This window comes from Burkholderia lata (assembly GCF_902499025.1).
GTDB classification, from domain to species: Bacteria; Pseudomonadota; Gammaproteobacteria; order Burkholderiales; family Burkholderiaceae; genus Burkholderia; species Burkholderia lata_C.
The window spans coordinates 22,434-34,929 of record NZ_CABVPW010000003.1; the positions used below are offsets into that span (position 1 = coordinate 22,434).

General features: G+C 67.5%; 12 protein-coding genes. 9 read left to right on the forward strand and 3 right to left on the reverse strand.

Features of this window, described 5'->3' with window-relative positions; genetic code table 11:
• The first annotated feature begins 25 nt into the window (after positions 1–25).
• The 4 genes from BDI24065_RS03325 (at position 26) to BDI24065_RS41620 (ending at position 3,656) form a co-directional block, all read left to right on the forward strand.
• Entirely contained in the window at positions 26–940 is a 915-nt protein-coding gene (locus BDI24065_RS03325) for a VOC family protein (protein WP_175030003.1), read from the forward strand.
• On the forward strand, positions 937–1,632 hold the full coding sequence (locus BDI24065_RS03330; protein ID WP_175030004.1) for a YoaK family protein: 696 nt from the start codon (positions 937–939) through the stop codon (positions 1,630–1,632). The genes BDI24065_RS03325 and BDI24065_RS03330 overlap by 4 nt, the downstream gene beginning before the upstream one ends.
• Positions 1,629–3,101 (forward strand): alginate export family protein, encoded by a 1,473-nt coding sequence (locus BDI24065_RS03335; RefSeq protein ID WP_175030005.1) that lies wholly within the window; start codon positions 1,629–1,631, stop codon positions 3,099–3,101. The genes BDI24065_RS03330 and BDI24065_RS03335 overlap by 4 nt, the downstream gene beginning before the upstream one ends.
• Positions 3,102–3,173: 72 nt before the next feature.
• On the forward strand, positions 3,174–3,656 hold the full coding sequence (locus tag BDI24065_RS41620; protein WP_438819996.1) for a DUF3331 domain-containing protein: 483 nt from the start codon (positions 3,174–3,176) through the stop codon (positions 3,654–3,656).
• A 120-nt stretch (positions 3,657–3,776) separates the two neighbouring features.
• On the opposite strand, the gene BDI24065_RS03345 is transcribed toward BDI24065_RS41620, so the two are convergent.
• Complete coding sequence (locus tag BDI24065_RS03345) at positions 3,777–5,363, reverse strand: acid phosphatase (protein WP_175030007.1); 1,587 nt, start codon at positions 5,361–5,363, stop codon at positions 3,777–3,779.
• 225 nt (positions 5,364–5,588) lie between these two features.
• On the opposite strand from BDI24065_RS03345, the gene BDI24065_RS03350 reads away from it, so the two are divergent.
• From BDI24065_RS03350 to BDI24065_RS03360, 3 genes are all read left to right on the forward strand, one after another.
• Positions 5,589–6,974 carry a cytochrome-c peroxidase gene (locus BDI24065_RS03350; protein ID WP_175030008.1) on the forward strand — a complete coding sequence of 462 codons (1,386 nt, stop codon included), beginning with the start codon at positions 5,589–5,591 and terminating at the stop codon, positions 6,972–6,974.
• A 126-nt stretch (positions 6,975–7,100) separates the two neighbouring features.
• Complete coding sequence (locus BDI24065_RS03355) at positions 7,101–7,487, forward strand: hypothetical protein (protein WP_175030009.1); 387 nt, start codon at positions 7,101–7,103, stop codon at positions 7,485–7,487.
• Positions 7,488–7,498: 11 nt separating this feature from the next.
• A complete protein-coding gene (locus BDI24065_RS03360; RefSeq protein ID WP_175030235.1) occupies positions 7,499–7,969 on the forward strand; it encodes an NUDIX hydrolase in 471 nt (156 codons plus the stop codon).
• Positions 7,970–8,107: 138 nt separating this feature from the next.
• On the opposite strand, the gene BDI24065_RS03365 is transcribed toward BDI24065_RS03360, so the two are convergent.
• The gene (locus BDI24065_RS03365; protein WP_175030010.1) at positions 8,108–9,817 is read right to left on the reverse strand and encodes a glutamine--tRNA ligase/YqeY domain fusion protein; all 1,710 of its coding nucleotides are present in this window, start codon (positions 9,815–9,817) and stop codon (positions 8,108–8,110) included.
• 244 nt (positions 9,818–10,061) lie between these two features.
• Between BDI24065_RS03365 and BDI24065_RS03370 the strand changes: the two genes are divergently transcribed.
• Together BDI24065_RS03370 and BDI24065_RS03375 are read left to right on the forward strand one after the other, a co-directional pair.
• Positions 10,062–10,271, forward strand: coding sequence for an ornithine acetyltransferase (locus BDI24065_RS03370; RefSeq protein ID WP_011351716.1), 210 nt, complete (start codon positions 10,062–10,064; stop codon positions 10,269–10,271).
• Between the two features lie 178 nt (positions 10,272–10,449).
• On the forward strand, positions 10,450–11,004 hold the full coding sequence (locus BDI24065_RS03375) for an RBBP9/YdeN family alpha/beta hydrolase (RefSeq protein ID WP_175030011.1): 555 nt from the start codon (positions 10,450–10,452) through the stop codon (positions 11,002–11,004).
• A 69-nt stretch (positions 11,005–11,073) separates the two neighbouring features.
• Here BDI24065_RS03375 and BDI24065_RS03380 read toward each other — a convergent pair whose 3' ends face one another.
• Complete coding sequence (locus BDI24065_RS03380; RefSeq protein ID WP_175030012.1) at positions 11,074–12,294, reverse strand: CaiB/BaiF CoA transferase family protein; 1,221 nt, start codon at positions 12,292–12,294, stop codon at positions 11,074–11,076.
• Positions 12,295–12,496 lie beyond the last annotated feature (202 nt).

The window sequence follows — 12,496 nt, forward strand, 5'->3', positions numbered from 1 at the left end:
GATGACATAACAAGGAAACCTGATCATGAAAACCATTCGTTCCGCACTGTGCGCGCTGACGATCGCGGCCGGCTGCGTCGCGGCGCCGGCGTCGTTCGCGAAACCGCCGGTCCCGCCCGCGCCGGTGCCGGTGCTGGCCGTCGGGCCGCAGTACGACACGACGCACGTGTGCGTGGCGCCGGAAGACTTCGACCGCTTCACCGACAGCTTCGTCGCGACGTTCGGCGGCAAGAAGTCGAAGCAGGGCGTGTTCCAGGTCACGCCCACGCCGAGCCAGACGATGTCGCAGCTCGTGCTCACGCCGGTCGGCACGGTGTCGGTGTTCGGCTTCAAGACGCCGATCCCGTATCCGTTCTGCTCGGAGCGCACCGGCTATCTCGTCACCGATCTCGACGTCGCGATGAAGACGGCGCGCGCGCACGGCGCGGACGTGATCGTCGACACGTTCCCCGATCCGATCGGCCGCGACGCGATCATCCGCTGGACCGGCGGCCTGAACATGCAACTCTATTGGCATACCGAAGCGCCGCACTACGACGCGCTGGAGACGGTGCCCGAGAACCGCGTGTACGTGTCGCCGGAAAGCGTGCGCAAGCTGGTGCACGATTTCGTCAAGTTCTCGAACGGCAAGGTGGTGTCCGATAACCTGAAGGCACCGGGCATCGAGATCGGCCGGCCGAACGACACGTACCGCCGCATTCGCATCGAATCGGGCTTCGGCAAGATGACCGTGCTTGTGACCGACGGCCACCTGCCTTACCCGTTCGGCCGCGAGATGACCGGTTACGAAGTGCCGGATCTCGCCGCGACGCTGAAGAAGGCGCAGGCCGCGGGGGTGACCGTGCTCGTGCCGCCGTTCACGTCGGACGGCCGTGACGCGGCGCTCGTGCAGTTCCCGGGCGGCTACGTCGCCGAGATCCACGCGAGCGCGGCACGATGAAGCACGAGGACACGATCCTTGCCGCCGTGGCCGGCTTCGTCGACACGCTGAGCTTCGTCGCGCTGTTCGGGCTGTTCACCGCGCACGTGACCGGCAACTTCGTGCTGATCGGCGCGGGCATCGCGGGCTTCGGCCAGGGGGTGGTGCTGAAGCTGAGCGTGTTTCCCGCGTTCGTGTGCGGCGTGATCGCGAGCAGCCTGATCGCGCGGTCACTGTCCGCGCGGCCCGCGTGGCAGGGCACGCGGGCATTGCATGCGGTGCAGGCCGTGCTGCTGCTCGGCTTTTGCGCGGCCGGCGTGTGGGCGACGCCCGTCACGCAGCCCGACAGCCTGCCGGCGCTCGTGGCCGGGATCGTCGGCACGTTCGCGATGGGCGTGCAGAACGCGCATCCGCGCGTGATCCCGCGTGCGGGCGTGCCGAACACGGTGATGACGGGCAACGTCACGCAGGCGATCCTCGACGTCGTCGACATGTTGTCCGCCGGCACGGCCGACAGCGTGCGCGCGGCGGCGCGCGCGCGTTTCGCGAAGATGCTGCCGGCGATCGTCGCGTTCGCGCTCGGTGCGGCGTGCGGGGCGCTCGGGTTCCGCCATGTCGGCTTTCTGGCGCTGCTCGCGCCGGTCTGCGCGCTCGCGGTGCTCGCGCTGTGCGCGGCGCAGTCCGCGGGTGCGGTTGCGAAGGAGCGCGCATGAGCTTGCAGCGGGAACGAGTGCCGCGCGGCGGCCGCATCGATCGTGCCGCGCGTGTGTCCGTCGTCGCCGGGCTGCTGTTCGCCGGGCGCGGTGCTGCATTCGCGGACACGTCGCCGGCATCGGCGCCGGCCACGGATAGTTCCGCATCGACATGCACGGCCAAGCGGCCGACCGTGCTGTTCAACCGCTGGCAGGAAGACTGGTCGGTGCTCGCGAATCCGTGCGTGCCGCGCGCACCGCTCGACGGGTTGAAATACATTCCGCTCGGCAACGATCCGGCCTCCTATCTGTCGCTCGGCGTGAACCTGCGCGAGCGTCTCGAGACCAACGACGCGCCGCTGTTCGGCATCGGTTCCGCACAATCGGATACGTACCTGATCCAGCGTGTCGAAGTGCACGCCGATGCGCATCTCGGCCAGCACTGGCAGTTCTTCGTGCAGCTGCAGGACGACCGCGCGTACGGCAAGAACACGATCTCGCCGGTCGACAAGAACCCGCTCGATCTCGAGCAGGCGTTCGCGACCTACACGGGGGCGCTCGGCGGCGGCACGTTCAAGTTCCGCGTCGGCCGGCAGGAGATGGCGTTCGACCTGCAGCGTTTCATCGCCGCGCGCGACGGCCCGAACGTGCGGCAGGCATTCGATGCGGTGTGGGCCGACTACGAATACCAGAAGTGGCGTTTCATCGCGTATGCGACGCAGCCGGTGCAGAACCGTTCCGTGTCCACGTTCGACGACGTGTCGAACCGCGACCTCACGTTCAGCGGCGTGCGCTTCGAGCGGCAGTCGGTGGGGCCCGGCGACCTGTCGGGCTACTGGTCGCGCTACAACCGCAGCAACGCGCGCTTTCTCGATGCGAGCGGTGCGGAGCGTCGCGACGTGTGGGACCTGCGCTACTCGGGAACGCAAGGTCGCTTCGACTGGGATCTCGAAACGATGCTGCAGACGGGCACGGTCGGCAGCAGCACGATCCGCGCGTGGGCGGTCGGCTCGATCGCCGGCTACCGGCTCGACGCGCCGTGGTCGCCGCGCATCGCGCTGCAGGTCGACGCGGCATCGGGCGACCGGCATCCGCATGACGGCCGTGTCGAAACGTTCAACCCGCTGTTTCCGAACGGCTATTACTTCACGCTGGCGGGCTTCACCGGGTATTCGAACCTGATCCACGTGAAGCCGTCGGTGACGCTGAAGCCGTCGCCGAACCTGTCGCTGCTCGGCGCGCTGGGTTTCCAGTGGCGCGAAACGACCGGCGATGCGGTCTACCAGCAGGGCAACGCGGTCGTGCCGGGCACGGCAGGCAAGGGCGGGTTGTGGACCGGGATGTACGTGCAGCTGCGTGCGGACTGGACGATCGCCGCGAACCTGATCGGTGCGATCGAGGCCGTGCATTTCCAGGTCGGCGATGCGATCCGCCAGGCGGGCGGGCACAACGCCGACTATGTCGGGGTCGAGCTGAAGTATGGGTGGTAGCCCACGTGCCGCGGCGCGTCCGCCGGCGAATGGCCGCTCGATCCGTGGTGTCGTATGAAGGCGCGTGTGCGGGTGCTTGCTTATTCGGACGAGATGCTGATCGTGCGCCCGCTTGCGCCGGGCAGTGCGGAACAGCGCTGGACGCCCGGGTGCGCGCTTCGCTCGGGCCACTGCGCGCTGTCCGGCGAGAAGATCGTCTGCGGCGATGCCGTGTTCAGCCCGCGCGGGCGGGCGTCATGCGAACCGGATGCGATGATCCTGGCGGCGACGCTCGACCGTCCGCGCGCGGCGACGGTCCGCCCGCACGTCCAGGTGCTCGAGCGCTCGGCACAACTGCTGGTCGTGCGCTGGGTCGAACCGGGGCGTGCACACTTCGGCGAGCAGCACTGGAAACCGGGGCGCGCACGGCAGGCCGGTGTCTGCGTGCTGTCGGGCGCGCGGATCGCGTGCGGGGACGACGTGTTCCGCCCGAGCGGACGGCCGACGCCGCCGAATGCACGCGCGATGATTCTGGCCATCGCACTCGACGGCGTCGGGCTGACGCGCGGCGGATGACGTGGCGCGCACGTGCGTGCGCTGGCGTTTGTGCAATGACGAAGGGCGGCCGAAGCCGCCCTTTGTCGTGTCGTGGCCGGCATCGCGCCGACCGGTGCATTGCAGCGCCGCTATCGGCCGTTACAGGTTCGGCGACAATTGCAGTGCGTTCGTCAGGTCGCCCATCGGCTGCCCGCCGTTGGCCTTCAGCGCGTCGTCGCGCTGTTGCAGGCCCGCGAGGCGCGGCAGCGAGAAGCGGCGCGTGATGAAGCGCAGGATCGACGCGGTGTCGTACTGCGTGTGGTCGACGAAACCCTTCTTCGAGAACGGCGACACGACGAGTGCCGGAATCCGCGTGCCCGGGCCCCAGCGGTCGCCCTTCGGCGGCGACACGTGATCCCAGAAGCCGCCGTTTTCGTCGTACGTGACGACCACGACCATGTTCTTCCATTGCGGGCTCGCCTGCAGGTGAGCGATCAGGTTCGCGATGTGCTGGTCGCCGCTGGCGACGTCCGTGTAGCCCGCGTGTTCGTTCAGGTTGCCCTGCGGCTTGTAGAACGAGACTTGCGGCAGCGTGCCCGCGTCGATCGCCTTGATGAACTCGCTGCCGTCGGTGCCGCCGTCGAGCAAGTGCTGCGCGCGGCTTGCGCTGCCCGGCGCCTGGTTCGCGTAGTAGTTGAACGGCTGGTGGTGCGGCTGGAAGTTCGGCGCCGTCATGTTCGGGCCGTAGATCACGTTCGCCGTGCCGCTCTGCGCAGCTTGCAGCGCCTGGTTCCACGCGCCGCCGTACCATGCCCACGACACGCCCGCGTTGGTCAGCAGGTCGCCGATGTTCTGTTGCGATTGCGGCGGCAGCGTCGATGCGGCCGACGGATCGGCGAGGTTCGGATCGCCGCCCGATGCGGCCTTGTTGCCGCTCGGCTGATACGGCGGCTGCATCGTGTTGATCGCGTAGAAGTCAGGCGTCAGGTTGCCCGAGTTCACGAACTTCGGAATGCCGTCGAGCGCGGAAGCCGGCGAGTTGCTCGCGAGCTGCAGCGACTTGCCGTCGGCCGCGACGGCCGAGATCGAACCGGCGGCCGGGCTCTTGTCCGCGTTCGCGTAGAACGGCGCGCACGCGCAGATCAGGTACTGGTGGTTCAGGAACGAGCCGCCGAACGCGCCCATGAAGAAGTTGTCGGCCAGCGTGAACTGCTGCGCGATCTTCCACAGCGGCAGCTTCGTCGCGTCGGGCGTGTAGTGGCCCATCACGAGGCCGCCCGAGTCGGCCCAGGCGGCGAACATGTCGTTCTTGCCGCCGTTGATCTGCATCTGGTTCTCGTAGAAGCGGTGATACAGGTCACGCGTCGTCACGCTCATCGACGTGTTGAAGCCGTTCGGGTCGTCGATCGCGAACGGTGCGTTCGGCAGGTTGGCCGTCATCGCTTCGGTAACGGCCGGCGTGACGCCCTTCGCGGTCAGGCCGCCCCAGACCTTCGGCAGCGTGGCGAGCGGCTGGCCGTTGCGGTCCTTCTGCTGTGCGCTTGCTGCAGTCACATTCTGCAGGCCGTTCGCGCCCGGGAAGTTGCCGTACAGGTTGTCGAAGCTGCGGTTTTCCGCGTAGATCACGACGACGTTCTTCACCGTCGACAGGCCTTGCTGCTGCACGTCGTCGCCGCCGCAGGCGGTGAGGGCGGCGGCCGCGGCAACGGCGATCGGTGTAAAGCGAATCCAGGCGTGGTTTTTCATCCGTTGTACTCTCTATCTCTCTCTTGTCGCGTGGGGAACCGGAGCATTCGTGTACCGCCGGTTCGCGAGGGTAACCGTGGCATGTCCGGCTGTAAGCATTTTGAGGGTGCCATTTGACAGCCGGGTGTAGGCGTCCTTTCGATTAGCTGTCGATCGGCCGTCATGTAACGGTCATGCGGCTGACATAAACTCCGGCCGCTCCTGAACCCACTTTCCGACGAATCGATGAAGCCTCGCCAACCGACAGCCGGCGCATTCGCGCGTTCGTGGCTGCACCTGACCGGCGCGTTCGCGCTGGCCACCACGCTTGCAACCCTTGCCGGCTGTGACGGACAGCCGGGAGCGGGCGCACCGCCCGCGCAGGCCGCGAGCGCGGCGAGCGCGCCGGGCGCCGCCAATGTGGTTGCGTCCGCAACGGTTGCCGCCAGCGGTGCGGTGGTCGAGACGAACCAGCCGCAGACGCGGGCACAAGTTTACGAAGGCGTGCGCCGGATGACGGCGCTCGGCAAGCAACTTTTCTTTGACCCTACGCTGTCAGGTTCCGGCAAGCTGGCATGCGCGTCGTGCCACAGCCCCGATCACGCATTCGGCCCGCCCAATGCGCTGGCCGTGCAGTTCGGCGGCGACGACATGAAACGCCCGGGCTTTCGTGCGGTGCCGTCGCTCAAGTACCTGCAGGGCGTGCCGCAGTTCACCGAGCACTTCCACGATTCCGACGACGAGGGCGACGAGAGTGTCGACGCGGGCCCGACGGGCGGCCTCACGTGGGACGGCCGCGTCGACACGGGCGCCGAGCAGGCGCGCATTCCGCTCACGTCGCCGTTCGAGATGAACAGTTCGCCCGCGAAGGTGGCGCAGGCCGTGAAGGCCGCGCCCTATGCGGACGAGTTCCGCGCGGTGTTCGGCGTGAAGGTGCTCGACGACGACGCGGCCACGTTCAAGGCCGTGCTGCGCGCGCTCGAGACGTTCGAGCAGACGCCCGAACTGTTCTCGCCGTACACGAGCAAGTACGACGCGTATCTCGCCGGCCGTGCACAGCTCACGCCGGCGGAACTGCGCGGCCTGCAGTTGTTCAACGACGAGAAGAAGGGCAATTGCGCGAGCTGCCACATCAGCCAGCGTGCGCTCGACGGCACGCCGCCGCAGTTCAGCGATTTCGGGCTGATCGCGATCGCGGTGCCGCGCAACCGCGCGCTGCCCGTCAATCGCGATCCGCGCTTTTACGACCTCGGCGCGTGCGGCCCCGAGCGTACCGACCTGAAGGGCCGCGACGAATTCTGCGGGCTGTTCCGCACGCCGTCGCTGCGCAACGTCGCACTGCGCAAGACGTTCTTCCACAACGGCGTGTATCACACGCTCGAAGACGTGATGCGCTTCTACGTCGAGCGCGACATCCATCCGGAGAAGTTCTATCCGGTCGTGCACGGCAAGGTACAGATCTACGACGACCTGCCCAAGCGCTACTGGCCGAACCTCAACCGCGAGGCGCCGTTCGACCGCAAGCGCGGCGAGCAGCCGGCGCTGAACGAGGCCGAGATCAAGGACGTGATCGCGTTCCTGGGGACGCTGACTGACGGATATCAGCAAACGGCCGCGCCGGCCGGCCACTAGAAGGCGGCGCCGACGGCACGCATGCTATCCTCGCTCGCTGACAGGCGCAGTGTGCGTGCCGGATGGCCGGCCCCCGGTTCGCCGGCATGCACCGCGCCGTTCGATCGAACATCCAAGGAGAACAACATGTCGATGCGTGCATCCCTTTCCGTCGTCACGCGCGTGCTGGCCGGCGCCGCGTGCGCAGCCGCGATGCTGCCCGCCCATGCGCAGAACAACCTGAACTTCCTGAACGACACGCCGCTCAGCTACTTCAGCAAGACCGACCGCGCGTCGCTTTCGAAGGCCGTTGTACAGGTGCGCGACGAAGGCAAGGACGGCGAGACCACGACGTGGCAGAGCAGCGGCCGCGGCACGCAGATCGATGCGAAGCTCACGTCGACCACGACCGAGACGGACGGCAAGACTTGCCGCGAAGTCGCCACCGAAATCACCGCGAAGGGCCAGACGATGACGCTCAAGCCCGTCTATTGCAAGACCGACGCGGGCAAGTGGCAGCTGCAGAAGCGCTGAGCACGCGCGTGATGAAGCGGGGCGGCGCGCCGCGCACGGTGTCGTGCGGCGTCGTGATCCTCGATGGGGCCGGCCGCGTGTTCCTCGCGCACGCGACGGATACCACGCACTGGGACATCCCGAAGGGGCAGGGCGAGCCGGGCGAGTCGCCGGCGGACGCGGCGCTGCGCGAACTGCTCGAAGAAACGGGCATCGTGTTCGGCGCCGATCGGCTGCTCGATCTCGGCCGCTTCGCGTACCGGCACGACAAGGATCTGCACCTGTTCGCGGTGCGCGTGGCCGACGATGAAGTGGATCTCGCGCACTGTACGTGTACATCGCTGTTTCCGAGCCGTCGCGACGGTTCGATGATTCCCGAGATGGACGCGTATCGCTGGACCCTGCCCGGCGACATCGACGCGTATGCGAGCCGCAGCCTCGCGCGGCTGTTTCGCACGAAGCTGTCGCTCGCGGATCTGCATCGGCGGTTGATGGGTGGGTGAACCAGCGCGGCGGTTTCCGCTGCCATGTGCCCCGGCTTCGCTTCGACGCACGCAACAAAAAACCGGCCCTGGGGCCGGTTTTTTTATGGTCGCGCGACGGCGGCTTGCGAAGCCGCGCATCGCGCGCGAAGCGCGCCGTTATGCCGGCTTGCCCCAGCTGTCGCGCAGCCCGACGATCCGGTTGAACACCGGCTTGCCCGGCTTCGAATCGACCCGGTCGGCCACGAAGTAGCCGTGGCGCTCGAACTGCAGGCGCGTTTCCGGTGCGATGTCGCTGTTGCCCGGCTCGACGTACGCGTGCACGATCTTCTTCGAATCGGGGTTCAGCGCCTCGAGGAAGTTCGCGCCGCCCGCGTCCGGATGCGGCTCCTTGAACAGGCGGTCGTAGATCCGCACTTCGGCCGGTTGCGCATGCTTCGCGCTGACCCAGTGGATGTTGCCCTTGACCTTGTACGTGTTCGCGCCTTCGGTGCCCGACTTGCTGTCCGGGAAGTAGTTGCAGTGCACGGCCGTCACGTTGCCGTCGGCGTCCTTGTCGAAGCCCGTGCATTCGATCACGTAGCCGTAGCGCAGGCGCACCTTGTTGCCCGGGAACAGGCGGAAATAGCCCTTCGGCGGGTTCTCGACGAAGTCCTCGCGCTCGATCCACAGCTCGCGCGAGATCGGGAACGTGCGCACGCCGCGATCCGGGTGGTGCGGATGCACGGGCGCCGTGCACGCTTCCTCGAGGTCTTCCGGGTAGTTGTCGATCACGAGCTTCAGCGGATCGAGCACGGCGACGGTACGGGCTGCCTTGTCGTCGAGGTCGTCGCGCAGCGCGCCTTCGAAGATGCTCATGTCGATCCACGAGTCGATCTTCGTCACGCCGATCCGCTCGCAGAACAGGTGGATGCTTTCCGGCGTGAAGCCGCGGCGGCGCACGCCGACGATCGTCGGCATCCGCGGGTCGTCCCAGCCGTCGACGTGGCCTTCGGTCACGAGCTGCAGCAGCTTGCGCTTGCTGGTGATCGCGTACGTGAGGTTCAGTCGCGAGAATTCGATCTGTTGCGGCAGCGGGCGCGTGAACATGCCGGCTTCCGCGAGTTCGTTCAGCACCCAGTCGTACAGCGGGCGGTGATCCTCGAACTCGAGCGTGCACAGCGAATGCGTGATGCCTTCGAGCGCATCCGAGATGCAGTGCGTGTAGTCGTACATCGGATACACGCACCACGCGTCGCCGGTGCGGTAGTGGTGCGCATAGCGGATCCGGTAGATCACCGGGTCGCGCATGTTCATGTTCGGCGAAGCCATGTCGATCTTCGCGCGCAGCACGTGCTCGCCTTCCTTGAACTCGCCGGCCTTCATGCGGCGGAACAGGTCGAGGTTTTCTTCCGGCGTGCGCTCGCGGAACGGCGACGGCTTGCCGCCTTCCGTCAGCGAACCGCGGTTCGCGCGCATTTCATCGGCGCTCTGGCTGTCGACATACGCACGGCCGCGCTGGATCAGCAGCTCGGCGAACTCGTACAGCTTGTCGTAGTAGTCGCTCGCGAAGTACTGATGATCGACCGCGTCCTTGCGCCAGTCGAATCCGAGCCAGCGCACCGCGTCGACGATCGAATCGACGTACTCGACGCTTTCCTTTTCCGGGTTCGTATCGTCGAAGCGCAGGTGGCACACGCCGCCGTAGTCGCGCGCGACGCTGAAGTTCAGGCAGATGCTCTTCGCATGGCCGATGTGCAGATAGCCGTTCGGCTCGGGCGGGAAGCGCGTCTCGACGCGGCCGCCCCATTTGCCGGTGCGGTTGTCGTCGTCGATGATGTTGCGGATGAAATTGGAAGCCGCGGGGGCGTCGTTGCGTTCGGTGCTCATGCGGATGGCGTCAGGTTGTGTCGGCGCGTCGCGCCGGTTTAATCCCGTGATTCTACCTGACCGGGGTCCGTCCCGCGCGGCTTGCGGGTTGGCAGAGGCGGGTTTCGACCGATTATCTCGATATTGTGTCGGCTGTAACACGACGTAAATCGGATTGCCCGGGCCGTTTGGCGTTGCCTATGATGGCTTCACCGATTCAATGCCGCCGTTCGGGATGCCGCGCGGCGGGAGGAAACTAAAAATCATGATGAAGAAGACCACGTTTATCGTTCGTACCGCGGTGATCGTCGCGGCCCTGTCGCAACTCGGCGCATGCGCGATGACGCATACGCAGCGCAATGCCGGCATCGGTGCGGCCGCGGGCGGCGCGCTCGGCTACCTGGTGACGGGCGGCCCGCTCGGCACGGTCGCCGGCGCCGCGGCGGGCGGTATCGTCGGCGCGAACGTGCGCTGACCGATGACATGACGCGAGCCGCCTGCACGGCGGCTTGCCGTCCGGTCGCGACGCTGCGCTCGACGCGTCCCGACCCCACGCACATCCTTCCGGTAGCAGACAGGCAGCATCAGGGAGGAACGGGTGTGCGACACTGCGCCGACGCACCATAACGATTCCACTCGTCGACGCACTTTCCATGAGCCGATTCCCCGTTCTCGTCCTGCCGGGCTATGCCAATTCGGGCCCGCTTCACTGGCAGAGCCGCTGGGAGCGTGCCGATGCGCGCTTCTCGCGTGTCGCGATGCCCGACTGGGACCGGGCGGTCCGCAACGGCTGGTGCCTCGCGCTCGATCGCGCGGTCGAAGCCGCGCACGGGCCGGTGCTGATTGCCGGCCACAGCCTCGGTACGCTGACCGCCGCGTGGTGGGCGACGCGTTATGCGCGCCCGGCCGCGCTCGCGAAAGTGCGCGGTGCGCTACTGGTCGCGCTGCCCGATCCCGACGGTCCCGCGTTTCCGATCGATGCACACGGCTTCGGGCCGGTGCCATACGAACGGCTGCCGTTTCCGACCTGCGTCGTCGCCAGCAGCGACGATCCGTATGGCTCGCTCGCGTTCGCGCGCACCTGCGCGAACGCATGGGGCAGCGCATTCCACGATATCGGCCCGCGCGGCCACATCAATGCAGACAGCGGGCTGGGCGACTGGCCCGAAGCGCGCGGCTGGCTCGACGCGCTCGCTCGTCGCGATTGATCGTGCGGGGCAGGGTGGTGGCTGAGGCCGCTGCCACGCGCCCGCCCGCACCCGCACCGCCCACCGTGCTCAGATCGTCTGTTTCGCCCGCAGGCTGGCGATCTTCGCGTCGTCGTAGCCGAGCATGTCGCGCAGCACGTCGTCGGTCTGTGCGCCGAGCAGCGGCGGGGCCGTGCGTGCGTCGGGCGGCGTCGCGCTCATCCGGATCGGGTTACGCACGAGCTTCGCGTCCGCGCCGCACGGGTGCGGCAGCGACACCTGCATCCCGCGCGCGATCACCTGCTCGTTGTCGAACACCTCGTCGAGATCGTTGATCGGCCCGCACGGCACGCCTGCCGCTTCGAGTGCACCGATCCAGTCGGCCTTGTCGCGCGCCTTGACCATCTCCGCGAGGATCGGCACCAGCGTGTCGCGGTGGCGCACGCGTGCCGGATTCGTCGCGAAGCGCTCGTCGTCGGCCAGCTCGGGCTGACCGCCGGCTTCGACGAACTTGCGGAACTGCCCGTCGTTGCCGACCGCGACGATGATCCACCCGTCACGCGTCTGGAACGTCTGGTACGGCACGATGTTCGGATGCGCATTGCCCCAGCGCACCGGCGGCTTGCCGCTCGCGAGGAAGTTGGTGTTCATGTTCGCGAGCAGCGCGACCTGCACGTCGAGCAGCGCCATGTCGATGTACTGGCCTTCGCCGGTCCGGTCGCGGTGCGCGAGCGCGGCGAGCACCGCGATCGTCGAGTAGAGGCCGGTCGCGAGGTCGGCGATCGCGACGCCGGCCTTCTGCGGGCCGCCGCCCGGCTCGCCGTCGCGCTCGCCGGTGATGCTCATGAAGCCGCCGATCCCCTGGATGATGAAGTCGTAGCCCGCGCGGTGCGCATACGGGCCCGTCTGGCCGAAGCCGGTGACCGAGCAGTAGACGAGGTCGGGCTTCACCGCGCGCAGCGAGTCGTAATCGAGCCCGTATTTCTTCAACTGGCCGACCTTGTAGTTCTCGAGCACGACGTCGCTCTGCGCGGCGAGTTCGCGCACGATCTGCTGGCCCTCGGGCGTGGCAATGTCGATCGTCACCGAGCGCTTGTTGCGGTTCGCCGCGAGGTAGTACGCGGCCTCGGCGGTATCCGCGCCGTCCGCGTCCTTCAGGTACGGCGGCCCCCAGTGGCGCGTATCGTCGCCGGCGCCCGGGCGCTCGACCTTGATCACGTCCGCGCCGAAATCGGCAAGCGTCTGCGCGCACCACGGGCCCGCGAGCACGCGGGTGAGGTCCAGCACGCGGATATGGCTCAGGGCACCCATCGTCGAATCGTCTCCTTTCATGGCTGGCCTTGTCGGGCAAGGCCGGTTGGCATGCCGAGCATCTTAAGGCGAATCGGCGGTGCGAGTGGCCCAACCGGGCCGGCGGGAGGGCCGAGCCGCTTTCCGGCGCTTTGCCCGGATGCCGGCCCCGATCCCGTATAATCGATCGTTTCCGAATCCATGCCGCCGCGCGCCCCGACAA